General features: G+C 65.6%; 24 protein-coding genes. 13 read left to right on the forward strand and 11 right to left on the reverse strand.

Annotated elements, in window-relative coordinates:
* Positions 1-242 precede the first annotated feature (242 nt).
* On the reverse strand, positions 243-1,556 hold the full coding sequence (locus ACSG06_RS17015) for a PQQ-binding-like beta-propeller repeat protein (RefSeq protein WP_440991483.1): 1,314 nt from the start codon (positions 1,554-1,556) through the stop codon (positions 243-245).
* Between the two features lie 202 nt (positions 1,557-1,758).
* Between ACSG06_RS17015 and ACSG06_RS17020 the strand changes: the two genes are divergently transcribed.
* The 3 genes from ACSG06_RS17020 (at position 1,759) to ACSG06_RS17030 (ending at position 3,594) form a co-directional block, all read left to right on the forward strand.
* Positions 1,759-2,118: a divalent metal cation transporter gene (locus tag ACSG06_RS17020; protein WP_440991484.1), complete on the forward strand. Its 360-nt coding sequence runs from the start codon at positions 1,759-1,761 to the stop codon at positions 2,116-2,118.
* Between the two features lie 145 nt (positions 2,119-2,263).
* Positions 2,264-2,926, forward strand: a complete 663-nt coding sequence (locus ACSG06_RS17025; RefSeq protein ID WP_440991485.1) for an MBL fold metallo-hydrolase — start codon at positions 2,264-2,266, stop codon at positions 2,924-2,926.
* A 38-nt stretch (positions 2,927-2,964) separates the two neighbouring features.
* Positions 2,965-3,594 carry a helix-turn-helix domain-containing protein gene (locus tag ACSG06_RS17030; protein ID WP_440991486.1) on the forward strand — a complete coding sequence of 210 codons (630 nt, stop codon included), beginning with the start codon at positions 2,965-2,967 and terminating at the stop codon, positions 3,592-3,594.
* 46 nt (positions 3,595-3,640) lie between these two features.
* Here the strand turns inward: ACSG06_RS17030 and ACSG06_RS17035 are convergent, their stop codons facing one another.
* From ACSG06_RS17035 to ACSG06_RS17045, 3 genes are all read right to left on the reverse strand, one after another.
* The gene (locus ACSG06_RS17035) at positions 3,641-4,534 is read right to left on the reverse strand and encodes a winged helix-turn-helix domain-containing protein (RefSeq protein WP_440991487.1); all 894 of its coding nucleotides are present in this window, start codon (positions 4,532-4,534) and stop codon (positions 3,641-3,643) included.
* A 62-nt stretch (positions 4,535-4,596) separates the two neighbouring features.
* A complete protein-coding gene (locus ACSG06_RS17040) occupies positions 4,597-5,868 on the reverse strand; it encodes an MFS transporter (RefSeq protein WP_440991488.1) in 1,272 nt (423 codons plus the stop codon).
* Between the two features lie 305 nt (positions 5,869-6,173).
* Positions 6,174-7,052, reverse strand: coding sequence for a hypothetical protein (locus ACSG06_RS17045; RefSeq protein WP_440991489.1), 879 nt, complete (start codon positions 7,050-7,052; stop codon positions 6,174-6,176).
* A 59-nt stretch (positions 7,053-7,111) separates the two neighbouring features.
* Between ACSG06_RS17045 and ACSG06_RS17050 the strand changes: the two genes are divergently transcribed.
* From ACSG06_RS17050 to ACSG06_RS17060, 3 genes are all read left to right on the forward strand, one after another.
* Positions 7,112-8,041 carry an ABC transporter ATP-binding protein gene (locus tag ACSG06_RS17050; RefSeq protein ID WP_440991490.1) on the forward strand — a complete coding sequence of 310 codons (930 nt, stop codon included), beginning with the start codon at positions 7,112-7,114 and terminating at the stop codon, positions 8,039-8,041.
* Entirely contained in the window at positions 8,042-9,511 is a 1,470-nt protein-coding gene (locus ACSG06_RS17055) for a fluoroquinolone export ABC transporter permease subunit (RefSeq protein WP_440991491.1), read from the forward strand.
* Between the two features lie 67 nt (positions 9,512-9,578).
* Complete coding sequence (locus ACSG06_RS17060) at positions 9,579-10,184, forward strand: TetR/AcrR family transcriptional regulator (protein ID WP_440991492.1); 606 nt, start codon at positions 9,579-9,581, stop codon at positions 10,182-10,184.
* A gap of 35 nt (positions 10,185-10,219) precedes the next feature.
* Here the strand turns inward: ACSG06_RS17060 and ACSG06_RS17065 are convergent, their stop codons facing one another.
* Complete coding sequence (locus tag ACSG06_RS17065) at positions 10,220-10,723, reverse strand: SRPBCC family protein (protein WP_440991493.1); 504 nt, start codon at positions 10,721-10,723, stop codon at positions 10,220-10,222.
* Positions 10,724-10,809: 86 nt separating this feature from the next.
* On the opposite strand from ACSG06_RS17065, the gene ACSG06_RS17070 reads away from it, so the two are divergent.
* The 3 genes from ACSG06_RS17070 (at position 10,810) to ACSG06_RS17080 (ending at position 13,094) form a co-directional block, all read left to right on the forward strand.
* Positions 10,810-11,478: a helix-turn-helix domain-containing protein gene (locus tag ACSG06_RS17070; RefSeq protein ID WP_440991494.1), complete on the forward strand. Its 669-nt coding sequence runs from the start codon at positions 10,810-10,812 to the stop codon at positions 11,476-11,478.
* A 51-nt stretch (positions 11,479-11,529) separates the two neighbouring features.
* Positions 11,530-12,621, forward strand: coding sequence for a saccharopine dehydrogenase family protein (locus ACSG06_RS17075; protein WP_440991495.1), 1,092 nt, complete (start codon positions 11,530-11,532; stop codon positions 12,619-12,621).
* Positions 12,622-12,899: 278 nt separating this feature from the next.
* Complete coding sequence (locus ACSG06_RS17080) at positions 12,900-13,094, forward strand: helix-turn-helix transcriptional regulator (RefSeq protein ID WP_440991496.1); 195 nt, start codon at positions 12,900-12,902, stop codon at positions 13,092-13,094.
* Between the two features lie 45 nt (positions 13,095-13,139).
* Here ACSG06_RS17080 and ACSG06_RS17085 read toward each other — a convergent pair whose 3' ends face one another.
* Together ACSG06_RS17085 and ACSG06_RS17090 are read right to left on the reverse strand one after the other, a co-directional pair.
* Positions 13,140-13,556 carry an SHOCT domain-containing protein gene (locus ACSG06_RS17085; protein WP_440991497.1) on the reverse strand — a complete coding sequence of 139 codons (417 nt, stop codon included), beginning with the start codon at positions 13,554-13,556 and terminating at the stop codon, positions 13,140-13,142.
* Between the two features lie 156 nt (positions 13,557-13,712).
* Positions 13,713-14,285 (reverse strand): DUF4188 domain-containing protein, encoded by a 573-nt coding sequence (locus ACSG06_RS17090; protein WP_440991498.1) that lies wholly within the window; start codon positions 14,283-14,285, stop codon positions 13,713-13,715.
* Positions 14,286-14,599: 314 nt separating this feature from the next.
* Here ACSG06_RS17090 and ACSG06_RS17095 point away from each other — a divergent pair, with 314 nt between their 5' ends.
* Both ACSG06_RS17095 and ACSG06_RS17100 read left to right on the forward strand, forming a co-directional pair.
* Positions 14,600-14,998, forward strand: coding sequence for a DUF2178 domain-containing protein (locus tag ACSG06_RS17095; RefSeq protein ID WP_440991499.1), 399 nt, complete (start codon positions 14,600-14,602; stop codon positions 14,996-14,998).
* Positions 14,995-15,186, forward strand: a complete 192-nt coding sequence (locus tag ACSG06_RS17100) for a helix-turn-helix transcriptional regulator (protein WP_440991500.1) — start codon at positions 14,995-14,997, stop codon at positions 15,184-15,186. Before ACSG06_RS17095 ends, ACSG06_RS17100 begins: the two co-directional genes overlap by 4 nt.
* Position 15,187: 1 nt before the next feature.
* Here ACSG06_RS17100 and ACSG06_RS17105 read toward each other — a convergent pair whose 3' ends face one another.
* The 4 genes from ACSG06_RS17105 to ACSG06_RS17120 form a co-directional block, all read right to left on the reverse strand.
* A complete protein-coding gene (locus tag ACSG06_RS17105; protein WP_440991501.1) occupies positions 15,188-15,826 on the reverse strand; it encodes a helix-turn-helix domain-containing protein in 639 nt (212 codons plus the stop codon).
* A 93-nt stretch (positions 15,827-15,919) separates the two neighbouring features.
* Positions 15,920-16,369: a hypothetical protein gene (locus tag ACSG06_RS17110; protein WP_440991502.1), complete on the reverse strand. Its 450-nt coding sequence runs from the start codon at positions 16,367-16,369 to the stop codon at positions 15,920-15,922.
* 69 nt (positions 16,370-16,438) lie between these two features.
* Positions 16,439-16,783: a DUF7521 family protein gene (locus tag ACSG06_RS17115; RefSeq protein WP_440991503.1), complete on the reverse strand. Its 345-nt coding sequence runs from the start codon at positions 16,781-16,783 to the stop codon at positions 16,439-16,441.
* Entirely contained in the window at positions 16,780-17,127 is a 348-nt protein-coding gene (locus tag ACSG06_RS17120) for an ArsR/SmtB family transcription factor (protein ID WP_440991504.1), read from the reverse strand. Before ACSG06_RS17120 ends, ACSG06_RS17115 begins: the two co-directional genes overlap by 4 nt.
* A gap of 103 nt (positions 17,128-17,230) precedes the next feature.
* Between ACSG06_RS17120 and ACSG06_RS17125 the strand changes: the two genes are divergently transcribed.
* Positions 17,231-17,932, forward strand: coding sequence for a sensor domain-containing protein (locus tag ACSG06_RS17125; RefSeq protein WP_440991505.1), 702 nt, complete (start codon positions 17,231-17,233; stop codon positions 17,930-17,932).
* Between the two features lie 31 nt (positions 17,933-17,963).
* Positions 17,964-18,719 carry a sensor domain-containing protein gene (locus ACSG06_RS17130; protein WP_440991506.1) on the forward strand — a complete coding sequence of 252 codons (756 nt, stop codon included), beginning with the start codon at positions 17,964-17,966 and terminating at the stop codon, positions 18,717-18,719.
* Positions 18,720-18,821 lie beyond the last annotated feature (102 nt).

Genomic DNA, 18,821 nt, shown 5'->3' on the forward strand with positions numbered 1-18,821 from the left:
AGTCGTGCTGAATACAGGGCGCGAATCGGTCAGCCATCTTTCGTCGAAAAGCAGGATTGTGAGTCGATCGATACAGAAATGATACTCAGCGCGCTGGTCGAGGTTCGACCGTGTGATTATGTGATTTGCCGACGTTCTGATTGCATGGCAGACAAGACGTACTCCTCTTAGGTGTGTGGCACTCGGGGGGTCTCTCGATGATTCTGGGTTCACTGGAGAAGAGTCAACGGCACCTGTGGCAGCTACCGAGCCCCAAGGGAGAACACCCGACCGTCAGCGAGCGCAATATAGATCCTCCCGTGAGCCAGTGCCACCCTGGGCTGCATGATGTAGGCCGCCATCCCTGGTGCATCGAACGCCTCCATGTTGAACTGCCATCGACGCTCCCCCGCTGCATCGTAGGCTTCGACGTTCCCTCCGGTCGTCGGGATAACGACGTACTCACCTGCGGCAGCCGGTGGCCCCTGCCCACCATACTTGCCTGATCGCCACTGTTCGCGACCATCGGATCGACGGAGTGCCAGTACTCCGCCGTGAATTGTATTCACGTACAGGCGGTCATCAACGACTGTGACCGACGGAATCGCGTTGCCGTACGACTTCGACAGCAATCGTGTCTGCCAGCGAACCGCCCCGTCCGCCGCATCGACTGCGTAGAGAGTGTAGTTCGTCGCCGACGCGTAGATAGTCCCGTCGGCAACAGTTGGCGTCGTCTGGAACCGAGGCCGGTGTCCGTCGCGGGCGACGCTCTGCTGCCATCGCCGCTGGCCGGTCTCGGCCTCAAACGCAACGAGCCGACCTCTATCAGTACCGACGTAAATCGAGTCTTCAACCGCACAGGGAGCCGTCGCTGCATCCTCGTCACCGCTTGCGACGGCACGGTCCCACTGGTACGTCCCATCGAGTGCAACAGCTGACAGCCCGCTGCCGTAGGCGGAAATATAGGCTGCACCGTTCGTGACCAGCATGCCCCGGAGCGATGCGGAGGGCAGTTCGGTTTGCCACTCGACTGTTCCATCGGTCACGTCGAGGGCTGTAAGGAGCCCTCGATCGGGGTCTCGCTCCGAACTGATTGCCAGAACTCGGCCATCGTCGTACGATAGGTCACGGACTCGCCCAGTCGTGACCTGAGTCCACCACGTACGCTCTCCGGTCGCACCGTCGAACGTAGCGACGAAGCCGTTGCGGGAGCCATCCCGCTCGTCGGTCCCCAGCCCGGACCCCACGTAGACACGCCGGTCATCGGTGATGGGGTGCGTCGTCTGGAACGTCCGCTGGTCGGGGACAGGGGTTCGAAGCCAGGCAGCCCCGACCTCCCCGGTCGGGAACGAGGTATCCGGGTTGTGGCTTTCACGTCCCGGTGCCATGCAGTACATCGGCCAGGCGCCACCTTCGGTGAACTCTCCTGCGAAGGCGTCGTTGGTGGCCGAAAGTGGCGGCGTGTCCGAGGGTGTTGAGCGAGTCCTCGTGGAAGAGCCCAGGTCGAGTGAGGAGGCACACCCGGCGCTGAAGGAAGCAGCGGCGAGGGTTCCCGCGAGGAAGGTTCGCCGGTCCATACTCCCACTCGTTGATACATCGGCATAAGTCTCCCCGCTGCTTTCGTTGGGGGACTCCTCTCCCTCCGGTCCAGAGTGTATCATCGTAATATCGGCAGGGGTCCGGTGCTGCTGCACTCAGCCTCTCTATCGGTCACCGTGGAACAGATTGACAGCTGAGAAGTCCTACCCGTGATAGACTCAACGCAGCCCGTCAGCTGTCGTGTCCTCCGTCGTCGGCACCTCACTCACCGGCGCCGTGACCGTCGCCGACGGCCTCGGATACGAGTGGCGGATGGACGGTCGTCCCACGAAGGCCATCGCGACGGCGGCGGTCACCGGAGCGTGGGCGCTCTCTATCGGCGCGCAGTTGCTAGACCAGAACCCGGTCGATACGCTCGTCCTCGCGCAGGTGTCGCTCGTCGTCGGGACGCCCGTCTTCGGGGCGCTGCTGCTCGTCATCCTGAACGACGATGACGCCGTCGCCAGATTCACCAACACCCTAACGAGGAACGTCCTCGCCGTCCTCGGCTACCTGCTCGGCCTGGGCGTCGTCGTCGCACTCCTCTCGTCGTTCCTCTGAGAGTGGAGCGACGTTCGACTTAAACACCCGAACCCGTGGGAGAGAGAACTGAGGTGGGGACACACCGTGGAGGGAGTATGCACGAGACGGACACACAGGAGGCCCCCGGTGGCGGGCGGCCGTGGACGACGGGGACGAGTTGGGCATGAAGCGGGTCGCAGAAGGCGTCCACTCGCTCGGCGGCATCCGCGACGGAATAAACGCCTACCTCGTCGAGGACGTCCTCGTCGACGCACGGACGAAGTGGGCAGCAGGGACGCTGTTGCGGGCGCTGGAGGGCCACGAAGTACGCACCCACGCGCTCACTCACGTCCACCCGGACCATCAGGGCGCGTCCGCGGCCGTCTGCGAGGCGCTCGACCTCCCGTACTGGGTGCCGGAACCGGAGGTGGAGACGGCCGAGTCCGGCGCGGTGTACGACTCGATGCCGCGGAGTGCGGTCGGGTGGCTCCAGCAACGGTTGTGGGTCGGGGCTGGTCACCCCGTCGACCGTGGGCTGTGCGGCGGCGACGAGGTGGCCGGCTTCGAGGTGATCGAGACACCCGGCCACAGCGAGGGACACGTATCGTTCTGGCGTGGGGCGGACGGGACGCTCGTCCTGGGCGACGTCCTGGTAAACATGGACCTGCTGACGACACGCCCCGGCCTCCACGAGCCACCGGGGCTGTTCACGAGCGACCGGAAGCGGAACCGCGAGTCGGCGCGACGAGTAGCCGACCTCGAGCCCGAGACGGTCCTTTTCGGCCACGGGCCCCCGCTGTACGACGGTGACCGGTTCATCGAGTTCGTCGCCGAACTCGGTCGCTGAAGCGGAACGCACAACCCAGCGCTCGCCTTGCGGAGGGTATGGTATACGCTCGGTTCCGGGTCCGGTTCCCGGAGTCACTCTGGATCGGGCGTCTCTCGCGAGAGTACCCCTCGGCAGTAGTGACGGCCCTGTCGGCGATGGGTATCGACGACAGCGTCGTGACGCTCGTGGAAGTGGTCGACGCACCCCCTGCCGAAGTCCTTGAGCTTGCTCGATCTGATCCGACCGTGACGACGTTCGACCCCGTCGCCCAGAGCGACGGCCGACTTCTCTTCTCGTACCGAACCCGGTCGACACTCTACCGGGCGGCTGAGCGCAGCGGCGTCCCACCGCTGTACCCCGTCGAGGTTCGCGACGGGTGGGCGGACATCGAGTCTCACGCGTCTCGCGAGGGAGTCTCTAAGCTGGTCGCCGAACTCGAAGCCGAGAACGCCACCGTTGAGGTGACCGCGATCTCAGAGGGACCGGCTGGCGATGCGCTGCTCACCGAACGCCAGCGAGAGGTGCTCACCGAGGCGTACGAACGGGGGTACTACGATTCACCGCGGCGGTGCTCGACGGCCGAACTCGCCGAGGAACTCGGCGTCGCCCCTTCAACGATAAGCGACCTGCTCCGGCGGGCCGAGCGCCGGGCGCTCGGGGCGCTCGTCAGCGACGGGGCTAGCTGAGCGACCACACCACCCGGGTGAGACTACCGTCAGGTTCGATACCGTATCATGGACGGCGGACCTCGGCCACCTGGACGGTCTCGTCGACGACGAGTTCGAGCGTCTCGCCGTCGAGGGTGAACTGGACGCCGACGCGGAGTGGGTCCGTCTCGAGGCGCCGCACGTCGGTGCTGGTGCGCCACATCTCCGACCAGAGCGGGTGCTCAAGCGGGTCCACTGCGTGGTTCATCCAGAACTGGACGACAGCAGGGTGTTCGACCAGCCACGCCGACACCGTCCCGTTGACCGTCCGGGCACACTGCTGGCAGGTGTAGCGCGCGGTGATGTCCTTCGCTGGGTGGTCGGAGTCCTCGTCGGTGAGGTGACCACTGAGTCGGCCGGAACAGACCGGACAGATGTTGGCCCGGACTCGGCGGACAGTCGTCCGGACCCATCGGTCGAGGAGATCCGGGAGGTCGGGAGGATCGTAGGCAGCGACGGCGCCGGCCGGTAGTGGAAAGTCGAACATACGGACGTCGCACTCGAGACACCGGACACAAGCGAGGTCGTCCTCGTAGACAGCCTCTATTCCGCCGCCACAGTCCGGGCAGGTCCCGTCGATACCGACTGGGCCGACGCGCTCGGTCCGGTGGTAGCCACCGGACTCGATCGAACCCATCACGTAGCCGGCGGCGACAGTGAGTTCGTAAGTCGGGCTGCCGTCAGTCTCGTGTTTGACGACGAACGGGCCGAGCAGTCGCCGGAGGTGGTAGTTGAAGTTGCCCGCGTCGGGGTTCCCGACCGCCTCGCGGAGCTCGGAGAACGTGAGTCCCTTGTCCCCGGCGTCCCAGAGGGCCCGGAGGATGGCGAACCGCATCTCCTGGCCGATGAGCGCGAACGCGGCCTCGGGTTCGAGGTCGGAGTCAGGGTCGCTACCCTCGGCCATGTCGTCCGCTTCCATGCTCGCGCTCGGGCCTTCGCGGATAAAAACGCTCGGCGCACCCGATTGCAGTAACCAGGCTGTCAGTTCGTCTCGATCCGTCGGGCCTCCGCCACCGGTGGGAGGCGCCGGAGCGACGGCACGACGAGGTGGTGGATGGCTGCGAGAAAGAACGCGAGGGCGCTCGCGGCGAAGATAGGGACGACGCCGACGCCGTCGGCGACGGCACCGCCGACGAACGCACCGAGCGGTGCCGCGAGCGACGAAGAGGACGCCAGCAGCGCCGACACCCGTCCGAGCATCGACGTCTCGACAGCCGACTGAATCAGCGCGCTCGTCAGTACGCTCATCACGCCCAGCGGGAGCATCGCCAGCCCAAACAGGACCGCCGTCGGCAGCAACCCAGGGATGTAGACACCCGCCACCCACGCGAGGCCGCTGCTCGTCAGGGCGACCGGTGCCAGTAGACCGTATGGCAGACTGTCGAGCGGTCCGGCGACGAGCGACCCGAGAAGCATCCCGACCGCCGCGACAGAGAGCAGGGTACCGTAGGCCGTGGCGCCGCCGAGCGTGTCCGCGAACCCGGGCATCAGCGCGAGGTTCATCCCCCCCTGGAAGTTGACGACGATCGGGACGAATGCCATGTGCAGCAGTACGGTTCCGCGGACGAACGAGAACCCCTCTCGCAAGTCCCCGAAGTAAGAGGTACCACCCTCGGTGTCGCCCCCATCGGCCGCGACGACCTCGTCTTCCCTCTCACCATCGGGAGTGCCCTCACCACCCGGCCGTCCGAGGCCAAGCCGGGCGAACAGGAGCGCGGCGACGCCGAACGTCACCGCATCAACGAGGAACACGGCGACCCCGCCCACCGCCGCGACCAACACGCCCCCGACGGCGTTCAGTACCGAGTCCGACCCCTGCAGCGCGAACGCGAACGCGGAGTTCGCGTCGGTCAGTTCGTCGTCCGCGACGATGCGTGGGAGTGCGGCGCTCTGGGCCGGGTAGACCGGTTGGTTCAACAGTGCCGTCAGCGGGCCGACGGCCATCACTACCCATACCGAGAGGCTCCCGAGTGCCCACGATACGGGTACCGCGAGGACGACGAGCAGTTGCGTGAGCTGAGAGCCGACGAGTAGTCTGTCGAGGCGAGCGCGATCGGCGAGCGGGCCGAACAGGAACTGAAGGGTGTTCGGTGCGAGCGTGAGCGCGCCGGCGAGTCCGGTCAGCGCGGGCGACCCACCGAGTTCGTGGACGAGCCACATCGTCGCCACTGCGGCGAGACTGTCACCCGCGTTCGTCACCAGGCGGCCGGCGAACAGTCGCAAGAACGTCGCGTTTCCGAGGAGCGAGCGCATACCGACGCGTCGGGACGGCCAGGACGTAAGTGTCAGGAGCAATAGGTTTCTGTCGAGCGCGTTACTGCAACCGAGTGCAGGGTCGATGACCACACAGTGGATAAAGGTAGGGATAGCCGAGAGGCCGGACGGACCGTAGTGACGGCGCACCTCAGAAGCCGCGATTTCCCCACCATGCCCTTCTGGCGTGGGACCCAGACTGCGCCGCCGATCCGCCTCGGGACGGCTCCGGGTACTCACCGTCCGGGGGGAGCCACTCATGCGGAGACCGGGGACCGACCGCCACGGCCGGCGGGATGACTGACTCAGGGATACAGGTGGCGGTCGAGCGACCGCCGGATGCGGTCGTACGCCCCGATACCGCGGAGGTGGCCGACCGGCCACACCGTCGGGTCGACGCCCGAGTAGGAGGCCCGCTGGGTCGCGTAGCGGTTCAGCTGGTCGTGGCGACCCAGCACCGGGTGGACGTGGGCGTGGTCGTGTTCACGCCACGTATCGGTGAAATTCAATCGCTTGCGGAGGTGGCCGGCTCGCGAGCGTGCGACCGGCGCGGCGGGGACCGTAGTGAGGAAGATCTCGCCGTGGGCGGTGCCCGCCATCAGCGGCACGTAGGCGTCGGCGGTGTCGTGGTGGACGTGGTGGCGGTTCGTGACGAAGCCTCCCAGACTGTAGCCCGCGACGACGGTTCGGCCGTCGACGGTCTCGAGGACGTGTTCGGTGGCGGCGACGGCCACCGCCAGCGTCGCGAGGTAGCGCGAGAGCGTCGCCCCCACGCGCTGGACGCCGAACCGGGTGTCGTGGCCCGGTGCCCGGACCACCACGAGGTTCGCACCAGCCGCGTCCGGGTCGGGAAACACCCCGTCGAAGATGGTATCGTACGGATACTCACCCCCGCCGTGGTGCCAGACGAGCGTCGGGGCGTCGGGGCCATGCCACGCGCGAACCGAGACGGCGGCCCGGAGCGACCCCGCTAGCGTCTCGACGGGACGTTCGCAGGTGCCGACAGCTGGGACAGACGGCCAGTCGGCGTCCACGGCCTCTAGGTGGGCCTCGAACGGCGGCGAGTCGGCGCCGTCGCGGAAGTAGCGTCGTCGCCGGGTCAGCAGTTGGAGGGCGGCGAGGAACGCCCGGTCCAGCAGGGCGTCGCGGTGCGGGAGCCGTCGAAGGAGAGATTCGTGGCGCACGACCGTTATAGAAATTCAAAAACAATATTGTTTTGTATTTCTAAGCGTGAGTGGGTACGATGCTCGACGCTCAGGCGGCGACGGCGGAGACGGCGAAGACGACGGACGGCGACGCGGGTATCGACGGGACACCCGCCGTCGTCGTTGAGGACCTGCGGTTCACGTATCCGGGGAACGACGAACCAACCCTGCGGGGACTCGATTTCACCATCGCGCCCGGCGAGGTGTTCGGCTTCCTCGGGCCAAGCGGGGCCGGCAAGAGCACCGCGCAGAAGGTGCTCATCGGGCTGCTCGAGGACTACGACGGCCGAGCGAGCGTGTTCGGTCGCGAGGTGGCCGATTGGGGCGGCGCGTACTACCAGCGCGTCGGCGTCTCCTCGGAGTCCCCGAACCAGTACCTGAAACTGACCGGCCGGGAGAACCTCGAACTGTTCGCGGCGCTCTACGACGGCGAGACACGCGACCCGGAGGAACTCCTCTCGATGGTCGGCCTGCGTGATGCCGCCGACCAGCGCGTCGAGGCCTACTCGAAGGGGATGCGGATGCGCCTGAACTTCGTCCGCGCACTGCTCCACGACCCAGACCTCCTGTTCCTCGACGAGCCGACCTCGGGACTGGACCCGACGAACGCCCGGAACGTCCGCGACATCGTCCGCGACCTGCAGGATGCCGGGACGGCGGTGTTCCTCACCACGCACGACATGACCGTGGCCGACGACCTCTGTGACGAGGTGGCGTTCATCGTCGACGGCGGGATTCCCGTCGCCGACGCCCCGGCCGAGCTGAAGAAGCGCCACGGCGCGCCGCTCGTCGAAGTCGAGTTCCGCCGCGACAGCGCGCTGGAGACCGCGCAGTTCGACCTTGAGACCATCGGGAGCGACCCCGAGTTCGACCGCCTGCTCGCGGAGACACGGATCGAGCGCATCCACTCCAGCGAGGCCACGCTGGAGGACGTCTTCATCGCCGTCACCGGCCGGGAGCTGGTGTAGATGTCCGTCACCACGATGCTACGGTGGGATGGTCGGCTGCAGTTTCGCTACGGCTTCTACGCCGTCTACGCCGTCGTCACGGTCCTGTTCGGCCTCGGCCTGAGCGGCCTCCCCGCCTCGGTCCGGACGGACACGCTCGTGATGGTGCTGTTCGCCGATCCCGGCTTCCTCGGGTTCTACTTCGTCGGCGCGCTCGTCCTCTTCGAGAAGAACGAGGGGGTCCTCCACGCGCTCGTCTCCTCGCCGCTCTCGGCCGACGAGTACCTCGTCTCGAAGACCCTCTCGCTCTCGTTCATCGCGACGCTGGGCGCACTCGCCATCACGCTGTTCGTCCACGGCACCGGGTTCCAGCCCGGCTGGTTCCTGCTCGGCCTCGGCCTGACCGCAGGGCTGTTCGTCCTCGTCGGGTTCTCGGCGGTCGCCCGCTTCGACTCGCTGAACGCCTACTTCCTCACCGCCATCGTCTACATCGTCCCGCTGTCGCTCCCCCTCCTCGACCACTTCGCGGTGGTCGAGAGCCCGCTGTTCTACCTGTTCCCGACACAGGCCTCGCTCGTCCTCATCGGGGCGGCGTTCGAGGCGACGCCCGCGTGGGAACTCGCCTACGCCGTCGGCTACCTCGTCGTCGGCATCGGCGTCGCGTACGTGCTGGCCCGACGGGCGTTCGAGCGCCACATCGTCCGCGAGACGGAGCGAAAGCCGACGGCCGAGGTGGAGCGCGGAAGCCTGCTCTCGGGGCGCTCGCTCGGCCCCGTCGCCACGCTCGCCGTGACCGACCTCCGCAACTGGGTCCGCGACCCGTTGCTCCTCTACATCGGGCTCTCGCCGTTCCTGCTCGGCCTGCTCGCCCGGTTCGGGGTCGCCCCCATCGACGCCGCCGTTGAATTCGTCGACCTCGCGGCCTACTCGCCGGAATTGCTCGCTGCCTTCCTGTTCACTCCCGCCGGCACGCTCGGCTTCGCAGCGGGGTTCTTCATGCTCGAAGACCGCGAACAGGGCGTTCTCCGGGCGCTCCGGGCGACGCCGCTGACCGGCCGTGGCTACCTCGCCTACCGTGGAGCGGTGTTCCTCGGCCTCGCGTTCGTCTCGACGCTCGTGATGGTCCCCCTCGTGGACCTCGGGACGCTCCCCCTCGTCCCGTACCTTGCGATCGCCCTCGTCGCGTCGCTCCACACGGCCGTCGCGGGGCTGCTGATGGCGAGCCTCGCGGCCAACACCGTCGAGGGCGTCGGCGTGAGCAAACTACTCGGGTTCCTCATCATCGCCCCCGTCGCGGCCATCGCGCTCGTCACGGAACCGCTCCAGTTCCTCGCAGGTGTCCTCCCACCATTCTGGGCGGCGAAGGCCACCATCGCGGTGCTGGACGGCGCTGCGCTCGCCACGGTCGGCGGTTACCTCGCCGTCGGCGTCGTCGTACAGGTAGCCCTGATAGCGCTCCTCTTGCGGCTGTTCCTCCGGCGGGCCGACTGATGGGAACGACAATGCCACCCGCTCCGAAAACTCAGAACCTATCCGTTCCTGATTCATGGTGGAGAGTATGAAGGGATTCACCGACGACCAACGCGAGCGCATCCAGTCGGACCTGCTGGAGGCCGGGCGCGAACTGTTTGCACAGTACGGCCTCGGGAAGACGACCATCTCCGACCTCACCGGCGAGGTCGGTATCGGGACCAGCACGTTCTACCAGTTCTTCGGCTCGAAGGAAGCGCTCTACCTCGCCGTCCTCGAACGGGAGGGCGAGGAAATCGTCCATCGACTCTCCGAGGAAGGCGTCGTCGACGGCGACGACCCGGAGACGGTCGTCCGCGAGTTCCTGCGGTTCCTGTTCGACGAGATCGAAACGAACCCGCTGGTACGACAGCTGGTCGTCTCGGACGAACTGGGCCGCCTGCGTGAGTACCGCACGCCGGAAGAACGCGAGGCCGAGCGGGCCGAGGAGGTGGCGACCATCCGCGCGTTCACCGACCCGTTCGTCGAGGCTGGCGCGGTCCACGGTGAAGACCCCGAGCTCGTCGCGCGGGCCGTCGGCGCCGTCCCGTACCTCACGCTCCACGAGGACGACATCGGCTCGGACCACTACCCCGAGGTCCGGGACTTCGTCATCGATACATTCGCACGAGGACTTGCGGCCGACGAGGAGTAGGGCGCCCGGTCGTCTATCGTCGATTTGATTCCAATCTATTCGCTGTCCTTCTCGATTACCTCCTTGAAATACTCCAACTCGACGAGGGTGTGTTCGTAGGCTTCCTGCTCGATGTCTCCGAAGAGAGCCAGACCCGTTTCAGCCACCGCCCCCAGCACCGTGGGAGGGATACGGGCCCAGACGCGGTGAGAGAGGCGTGTCTGTTCGTCCGTACCTTCGAGTTTCATCGTTCCGCCCTCTTCGACGGTGAATGCGAACGGGATCGGCGGCAGTGTATACGTACAGGTGCCTATCCAGCTGAATCGCTCCTCAGTGACGACGTCACGGAGATCAGCCTTGATCAGCCCCTTGACTGGTCCGACAAACTCCCGCTGGTAAAATCGGAGTCCATCCCGCAGCGGCTTCTTCGGGTCCATGACGACCCACGTCCCGTCGTGATCTGGATTCGACTCTTCCCAGAGTGTTTCAAACTCCTCCAAATACGACCAGACGGTTCCTGGTGACGCATCGATTCTGACCGCTGCGCTTGCTTCGATCATATGCTGTCAGTTTCGGACAAGTGAGGTTGACGCTATATCCGAGTATACTCGGGTGCTTCTTATGCTATAGTGACTCATAGAACAGCATGCGTTATGCCTCCGGTGTTCTCGTTTGGAACGATGGAGAACTCCATCCGCTCGAGACTGCTATCGAAGGCAGTCCTGCCGTCACGATAGAGACGACACATCACATCAATAGAACAGGCGAATGGTTCGTCGAGTTGAGTGAATTTTCAGGAGACATGGCGACGCTCGAGCGACTTCTCGCAGCCGAATCTTCAGTTCACGACTTTGCAGTGACACCCGAGACTGGACTCGCGTATCTGGAGTACGAGCAATCCTCGTCGATGACGCAGTTGTTCGCCATTCTCAAGGCGTATTCGCTCATTCTCGCCCCACCAGTCGAATACACCGACGAATACGGGAAGCGTGGCGTTCGCCTCACTGTCGTCGGCACGGAATCCGCGATCTCACGGATCACCGCCGACCTGCCATCCGAAATCGAGCTCTATCCAGAGCGCGTGGGTGAGTACGTACCCGAGCGTGGTCACCTCGAGGAGTTGCTCACCGACCGGCAACGCGACGTGTTCGAGACCGCCGTGAGGCTGGGTTACTACGAGGTTCCGCGAGAAGCGACACACGAAGAAATCGCGGCAGAGGTCGACCGAGCGTCAGCGACGGTCTCGGAGCAGCTCCAGCGGATCGAGGCCAATCTGCTGCCTCGCTATCTCGAAGCGGAGTTTGGGTATATATGACCCGAGTATACTCGGAGTTGCTTCTACTATCATCCCTTACTGAATCTCAGTATGTCCCGGACTGACGCTTCTGTTCTCGTCGTCGGTGGCTACGGCACTATCGGCCGGACTGTCTGTACCGAACTCGCTAAGCGGACACAGAGAAATATCCTCGCCGCAGGCCGATCGCCGGAGAAAGCACGGCGTTTCACGCGTTTGGTCGACGGTGTCGACCCCCGGACCCTCGATGTAAGCGACAGGACGGGCTTCGCGGACGCTCTCGACGGCGTAGGGGCGGTGGTTATGTGTTTGGATCAGGACACGCCGCAGTTCGCGGAGGCCTGTCTCGAGCGGGGAATCGACTACGTCGACATCTCACCGACAGATTCTCTTCTTCAGGAAATCGAGTCGTTCGACGATCTCGCCCGTGAACGAGGCGCGACTGCCGTCCTCAGTGTCGGTCTATCGCCCGGAATGACGAACCTCTTCGTTACCGAAGTCACTGACGAACTCGACAGTGTCGGCCGAGTGGATATTACCCTTTTGCTAGGTCTTGGAGAGGCGTTCGGTCCAGACACGGTCAAATGGACTATCGAGGACGCCCTCGGTTCCTTCTCGGTTCGAAGTGACGGCGAGTCTCTCTCTGTAGTCGGCCTCACCGACCCCCGGGTTGTCGATATCCCCGGGTGGGGACGACGCAGAGCGTATCGTGCGAACCTCGCTGATCAACACGTCCTCGCCCGGGCGACGAATATCCCGACGATCGAAAGCAGACTGTGTTATGACTCTCGCATCATTACTCGCTACCTCGCGATTTTACGTCGAACCGATGTGTACCGACCGGCTGTCTCGGTGCTCGGGGTCGATAGAGTTGCCAAGTTGGCCAACACTGTCCCGTTTGGCTCCGATGAGTCGGTAATTAAAGTGGAGGTTCTCGGGCGGGTCGACGGCCGAACAAAGCGAATTGACCGGTGGGTTCGCGGACCCGACCAGGCCCGAGCGACTGCCATCGTGACTGCACGAGTCACCGAAGCGCTGGACTCCTCCCAGCCTCCGGGCGTCCACCACATCCAAGAGTTGTTCAGCAGTGCACCGCTCTCCGATGCGCTGGTCGAGGCTGGATACATCATCGGGCGATCAGAACAGCACGGAGACCTCGCATGAGCGGCAATCGTCACGAAAAGACTCTACTGTCCGGCTACCGCTGCGTCAGTATCGGGCGTCAGTTCTGCTGTTACCTGTTTCGATCGGTAGCCCCCACACCGCCCACCAGGGGCCACCGGTAGATTCGATAACTGGTGTAAAGTACACTTTACTGTAAAGTCAGATTTACATCGTGGCCGAGACGACACCATGTCCACCTCCACACGCACCAGCGAAACCACGTATCGCACCCTCTACATCGGTCTCTGGGCCCTCTCCGGTTCGCCTTCGCGGGCGGCGTGAACAACGCCGCCCGCGAACGCCGCGAGACCCGTGCCATCACGCAAGGTGACCTCGCCTCGCACGTCGGCGTGACCCGACAGAGCATCAACGCCATCGAGCGCGGCCGGTACGACCCGAGCCTCGAACTCGCGCTGAAACTCGCCGCCGAGTTCGACGTCACCATCCAACAGTTGTTCAGGCTGGGGTCGTGAGCGTCGGTAGCTTTCCCGAAACTCTCGACCGACGATGCTCAACGACTATCGTCGTTCGGTGTCTGTTCCAAATCCGCGATCCAGCGCGTTGACTTCGCTCTTGAGCAGGCGTTCGACCCGGTGCTCGAACTCCTCGTCGGAGAGTTCGCCCGCTGCGTATCGCCGTCTGAGAACCTCCAGCCCACTTGAGGGTCGTTCAGTCCGTGTGCTGGCGACGTCTCGCTGTTCGTCGCCGCGACGGTCGCGGGCCATCGCGATAGCACCCGGGAGGAGGACTCCGAAACCGATGGGAAACGCGACCCAGAACGCGCGGACGCCGAGCGCCAACAGCCCAAACGCCACTCCCAACGTGAGTGCAGTCACACCGCCTACGACGAGCAGGGTGAGCGTCTCTCCGCCGGTCGTGCAAGCACCCGAAACGCGGTGATACCGACTGTCGTTGAAGATACCTGAGAGTCGCACTCGTTCAGTATCACGTTTCCACCAACACGTTGGGCGAACAGGGTTCGAGTATCGACGAGGATGCACTCGGTTCTCTCACGAACGGAGACGGGGGTACCTGTACCTCCAACAAGGGAGAACCACACAGTCGAGATGATCTACGAGACTAGAACGTCGTCAGAGTGGAAGGCGTGCACCGAGGCGCCGAATCAGCGACCGAGTTTCCCCCTCGTCCGTGCTCGCTTCAGTCGGTCTGTCGTCCGGGGCGGTATCGCCTGTCGACCCGTCCGCTGGTACGACGAGTTCGTCGTCGACTGTCCCGAGTCGTTTACCAGCAGTCTCTGACTTCCCGACCGCTGGCTCGAGCGTACCGGCACCGCCCAGACCGAATTCGGGCATATTGTTGTAGACGGTCTCACAGTCGTCGGGGTCGACAAGGTAGGTCTCGTGAAAGATGCCGACACCACCGCTTCGTCCGCTGGTCCGGTTGTACTCGACCCAGGCTGGCACGTGTTCCTGTAGTGGGTCCCGGGCGTACTCTCGGACGCTCTCGAACGAGTCCCAGTACTGGATCATGAGGATTGTTCGGGGAGTGACTGCAGTCTCGAAGTGAAGCAACCCCGAGTGCTCGGCCGCTTCGAGTTCCCGAAGCATCCGCGGCATGGATCCGGCGATCGGGACCCACTCGTGTACCCTCCAGTAGCTGTTGATTCGCATCCCGATGAGGAATACGACGAACGGTTCGTCCATCTCGGCTGTCATTCGGCTTGTAAACATACGTGTCCAGGCAGACTGCCGGAGCACACGGTCACCAGACCTCTCGCGGTTCTACGTCTAGGACTGCGACCGAGGCGGCAGTACATCGACTACACCGAAACAGGGTCGGTGGAAACGATTTTCACCAACACGTTGGCCACCTGCTCCACCGAGACTCACACCATAGTCGAGAGACGGGGAACCGAACGGCCCACGCACCGACTGGCGGGGACCACCGGTAGATTGAATAGCAGGTGTAAAGTACGCTTTACTGTAAAGGTAGCTTTACGCCACACGAGACTCCGACGATGTCCCCGAACACCAGTTCCGAACGCACGTATCGACTCCTGTACATCGGCCTCTGGGCCCTCTCCGGTGTCGCCCTCGCGGCCGGCGTCATCGCCAGCTATCCGCTCATCGGCGTTGGTGCGTTCGCCGCGCTCGGCCTCGCCGCACTCCTCACGTTCCGCCGGTACGACGGCCCGCTGTTCGACGAGCGCGACGAGCGCCGGCAAGCCGCCGCGAGCAAGCGCACACTCGCGGTGATGGGCGTCACCTCCGCAGTCGTCTTCCCCGGCGTGACCGCACTCTGGGCGCTCGGCGTGGTCGAGTGGCCGCTCTGGCTCACGCCCATCGCGTTCTTCGTCGCGGCGCTCACGTTCGTCCACGTCGGCAGCACGATGTACGAGTCCGCGCGGGCGGCATGAACAACGCCGTCCGCGAGTACCGCGAGGGACGCGACCTGACGCAGGGAGACCTCGCCTCGCACGTCGGCGTGACCCGACAGAGCATCAACGCCATCGAGCGCGGCCGGTACGACCCGAGCCTCGAACTCGCGCTGAAACTCGCCGCCGAGTTCGACTGCGCCGTCGAGGACCTGTTCTGGCTCGAGTGACTCAGGCGCGTCGGCGCTGCGTCAGGAACTCCTCCAGCACGCTGGCGGTGCCGCGTCGAATCGTCTCACTGACGGTGGAGGTGTCCACGTCGAGCGCGTCGGCCACGTCCGCGAGCGAGCAGTCACGCGGCACCTCGAAGTAGCCCATCCGCCACGCCACGGTGAGACACTCCAGCTGGCGGTCGGTGAGCGGGCCGCCGCCCGAATCCTCGCGGTGGACGACCGACAGGAGTTCGTAGCGCAGCCCGCTGGCGTCAAGTCGGTCACCGAACGCCTCGAACTCGTCCCGCGTCGCCGTGATGGCAAAGGTCATCGTGCCGTCCTCGACGACGAGTGGGAACTCCGGGAGGAGCGAACTCGCGCCGAGAAACTCGAACAGCGCCTGGTCGCGCGTCTCGTACTTGGAGATGGAGCGCTCCGCGTCGCAGTAGAGCAGTTCATGCGCGAGGACGTCCGGGTGTGCCTCGATGGCCGAGACGACCGCCCTCGGGTCCTCAGCCCGCGTCTCGCCGAGTTCCATCGTCTGGTCGCCGACGGGCGCGGCCGTGAGCAGGCGGAGGGTCGCCTCCGGGAACGCCCGGGACACCTCGGCGATCCAGAGGCCTTCGGCGAGTCGGAGTCGGAATCGGGCACGTATCACCGCACGACCTCCCCGTCTGCCGGTCCGTTCTCCCACGTCACACCTCTCGTCGAGGGGCGGCGAGGCATAGCGTTTGTCCCGGAGCCAGAGCGCTCACGCCAACTCCCTACCCCAGAGCCGGAACGAGTAGAGCGCCCCGGCACCGACCACGCCGATGAGCGCCAGCAAGACGGCGAACGCGACGTAGCCGAACAGCGGGTTCGCGTACGGCAGGACGACGTCGCCCGGCGGTTCGACGGCCCACGGCGAGAGGTGGAAGAACACCAGCATCCCCGCGCCGAGCGACATCACGACGGTCCAGTAGCGCGCGCCCGCCCGCCCAGTGAGCGAGAGCGTGAACCCCAGCACCAGGAGCGGGTAGATGGCGAGGCTGTAGGTGAACGGGTTCACCTCAGGCGTGATTGGCCAGCCGACGTGGTTCCCCCGAATCACGTGGTCGAGGTGGTGCGCGAGGCCGAGCAGGGTGGCGACGGCGAACAGCAGGTACGCACGCGGGGTGAGGGTCCCCGGTTCGGCGTCTGTCGGTCGGGTCGGGTCGTCCATACCGGACGGAGGGCGGAGCGTGCGGAGAGGATTTGCCCAAGGTGTTGGGCACGGTGGCCGGCTAGCCGGTCACTCCGGGCCCTCGTCCGCGTCGAACCGGCCGTACAGCGAGTAGGCGATGGCGACCAGGCCGAGCAGTTCGGCGCCGTTCGTCGTCACCACGACGAGGTAGTTCGGCAGCGCGGTGAACGTCGAGAGGAACAGCGACAGCACCGCCGGCACCGCCGTCAGCAGGACGATGCCGGCCGCGAGGTAGAGCATCGGTCGCGAGGCGTTGCGGCGGTACCCCTGGTAGGCCTTCCGCGCGATGACGAGGCCGAGAATCGCCGAGAGCAGGAACGTCGCCAGCACGGCCAGCACCTGCGCGGTTTCGCCCGTCTGGGTCACCTGCAGGGGGAGTGTCGGGCCGATCATCGCAGTCCCTCGTAGAGTCGGGTGAAGCGGTCGGCGGTCGACTCCTCGACACCGTCGACGTGGACGGCGTACTCGCCGTCCTCGAACGTGACGGTGACGCGCTCGACGGCGGTCCGGTAGACGGCGTGGTGGTGGCCGCTGGCCTCGTACTGCATCTGCTCGACGAGGAGCCCGGCGTCCTGCAGGTCCTCGACCCGTCGGTAGACGGTCGGGGGCGAGGCGTCGATGGTGTCGGCGAGTTCTTTGGCGGACATTTGCGCTCGGCTGGTCGCCGTGAGGATGGCGCGGGCGTACTCGTCGTCGAGGAGGCGGAGCACCTCCGCCCGGTCCACGTCCTCACTCACAACGGACGGGCGGGGCGAGGGGTGTTATACGGTGCGGCACAGTTTCTGGGTGGGAAACTCGGCTTCCCGGCTTATCCCTTCCCCCAACCCAGTGGGGGTCGTGATGCGAACGACCACTCCGACGCCGCGCTCGGCCGCGCTGGCGTTCCTGACCGCCCCCGTCCGCCTACAGACGTACAAGAACCTCGCGTACCTCGCGCTCCAGTTCCCGCTCGGCGTCGCGTACTTCACGCTGCTCGTCCCGGCGCTCGCGTTCGGCCTGGGGACGCTCCCCCTGCTCGTGCTGTTCGGCCTGCCCGCCGTCGGCGCGTTGCTGCTCGGTGTCGGGACGATGACTCTCGACCGCGCGGTGACGGGTGCCCTGCTCCCGGTCAATCTGGAGCGTCACACCGCCACGAAGTCGCTCGACGACGGCGTCGTCGCCTACGCAAAGGACCTCCTGCTGGACCCCGGCACCTATCTCAGCCTCGTGTTCGTCCTCGCGAAGTTCGTCGTCGGCATCGCCACGTTCGTCGGCCTCACGGTCTCGAGCGCGCTCGTGACCGTGGCCCTCGCGGCACCGCTGCTCTACGACCTCCCGATGACGAACTATACGTTCCCGCTCCCGTCGTGGCTCGGCGGGACGACGTACGTCGTCGATACGCTCCCGGAGGCGCTCGCGGTCGCCGCGCTCGGCGTCGTCGGCCTGTTCGTCACGGTGAACGCGCTCAACGCGCTGGCGTGGGCTCTCGGGGAAGCGACGGCGCGGGCCTGCCGGTACGCTCGCGTCCTCGGCCCGACCACGACGGCGCCCGACCACGCGTAACGACGAAGCCACCGCACCCACACTACCACCCATGTCGACTCCCTCCAAGACTCGCGGCGGCCCGGCCGAGAGTCTCCTCGACGTCCTCCGTGCCGTCTTCGGCGTCCCGTTCCGCCGCCGAACCTACGGGAACCTCGCGTACCTCGCGCTCCAGTTCCCGCTCGGCATCGCCTACTTCACCACGTTCGTGACTCTGCTGGCGCTCGGCGCCGGCCTCTCCGTCGTCCTCGTCGGCGTCCCGCTCCTGCTCGGGACGCTCGTCCTCGCCACGGGCGTGGTCCGGGTCGAGGCGGTCCTCGCGGATACGCTCCTCTCGGTCGACGTGCGGTCCCGCTCGGTCAGCGTCGACCTCGATGACGGCGCCCTCGCGTACGCCACGGACCTCGTCCTCGACCCCGGTACCTACGTCGGGCTCGCGTTCCTGCTGGCGAAGCTGTTCGTCGGCGTCGTCACGTTCACCCTGCTGACGTTCTTCGCGTCTCTGACCGGTGCCCTCCTCGCGGCGCCGTTCCTCTACGACAGCCCGGGCTCGTACCGGTTCTTCTACGACACGACGCTGACGTTCGCGCCCGAGATACGGTTCGTCCAGGACCTCTGGTCGATAACGTTCGCGCCCGTCGTCACACTCTCCGAATGGAACGTCGACACGCTGGGGGAGTCGCTCGTCGTCGCGGCGTTCGGGCTGGCCCTCCTCGTCGTCTCGCTCCACGTTCTGAACGCGCTCGCCCGCGGACTGGGGGTCGTGACCGCGTGGGTCCTCGGCCGCGCCCGGTCGCTGGACTTGTGAGAGGCCAGCTGATTCGCCGAGTGAGCGAACGGTGGTCGGGGTTCATGTACCGTCCTCCCCCGCGTGGAGACGTGTGCCGACCGCTCCGACCGCTCCCCGACT

The sequence above is a fragment of the Haloarchaeobius baliensis genome (genome assembly GCF_052060055.1).
In the GTDB taxonomy this organism is placed as follows: Archaea; Halobacteriota; Halobacteria; order Halobacteriales; family Natrialbaceae; genus Haloarchaeobius; species Haloarchaeobius baliensis.

Bases quoted from the DNA above. Each gene is read 5' to 3' on its own strand.
- ACSG06_RS17015 (WP_440991483.1), bottom strand. From the start codon at position 1,556: ATGGACCGGCGAACCTTCCTCGCGGGAACCCTCGCCGCTGCTTCCTTC.
- ACSG06_RS17025 (WP_440991485.1), top strand. From the start codon at position 2,264: ATGAAGCGGGTCGCAGAAGGCGTCCACTCGCTCGGCGGCATCCGCGAC.
- ACSG06_RS17030 (WP_440991486.1), top strand. From the start codon at position 2,965: ATGGTATACGCTCGGTTCCGGGTCCGGTTCCCGGAGTCACTCTGGATC.
- ACSG06_RS17035 (WP_440991487.1), bottom strand. From the start codon at position 4,534: ATGGAAGCGGACGACATGGCCGAGGGTAGCGACCCTGACTCCGACCTC.
- ACSG06_RS17040 (WP_440991488.1), bottom strand. From the start codon at position 5,868: ATGCGCTCGCTCCTCGGAAACGCGACGTTCTTGCGACTGTTCGCCGGC.
- ACSG06_RS17050 (WP_440991490.1), top strand. From the start codon at position 7,112: ATGCTCGACGCTCAGGCGGCGACGGCGGAGACGGCGAAGACGACGGAC.
- ACSG06_RS17055 (WP_440991491.1), top strand. From the start codon at position 8,042: ATGTCCGTCACCACGATGCTACGGTGGGATGGTCGGCTGCAGTTTCGC.
- ACSG06_RS17060 (WP_440991492.1), top strand. From the start codon at position 9,579: ATGAAGGGATTCACCGACGACCAACGCGAGCGCATCCAGTCGGACCTG.
- ACSG06_RS17065 (WP_440991493.1), bottom strand. From the start codon at position 10,723: ATGATCGAAGCAAGCGCAGCGGTCAGAATCGATGCGTCACCAGGAACC.
- ACSG06_RS17070 (WP_440991494.1), top strand. From the start codon at position 10,810: ATGCGTTATGCCTCCGGTGTTCTCGTTTGGAACGATGGAGAACTCCAT.
- ACSG06_RS17075 (WP_440991495.1), top strand. From the start codon at position 11,530: ATGTCCCGGACTGACGCTTCTGTTCTCGTCGTCGGTGGCTACGGCACT.
- ACSG06_RS17090 (WP_440991498.1), bottom strand. From the start codon at position 14,285: ATGGACGAACCGTTCGTCGTATTCCTCATCGGGATGCGAATCAACAGC.
- ACSG06_RS17095 (WP_440991499.1), top strand. From the start codon at position 14,600: ATGTCCCCGAACACCAGTTCCGAACGCACGTATCGACTCCTGTACATC.
- ACSG06_RS17100 (WP_440991500.1), top strand. From the start codon at position 14,995: ATGAACAACGCCGTCCGCGAGTACCGCGAGGGACGCGACCTGACGCAG.
- ACSG06_RS17110 (WP_440991502.1), bottom strand. From the start codon at position 16,369: ATGGACGACCCGACCCGACCGACAGACGCCGAACCGGGGACCCTCACC.
- ACSG06_RS17115 (WP_440991503.1), bottom strand. From the start codon at position 16,783: ATGATCGGCCCGACACTCCCCCTGCAGGTGACCCAGACGGGCGAAACC.
- ACSG06_RS17125 (WP_440991505.1), top strand. From the start codon at position 17,231: ATGCGAACGACCACTCCGACGCCGCGCTCGGCCGCGCTGGCGTTCCTG.
- ACSG06_RS17130 (WP_440991506.1), top strand. From the start codon at position 17,964: ATGTCGACTCCCTCCAAGACTCGCGGCGGCCCGGCCGAGAGTCTCCTC.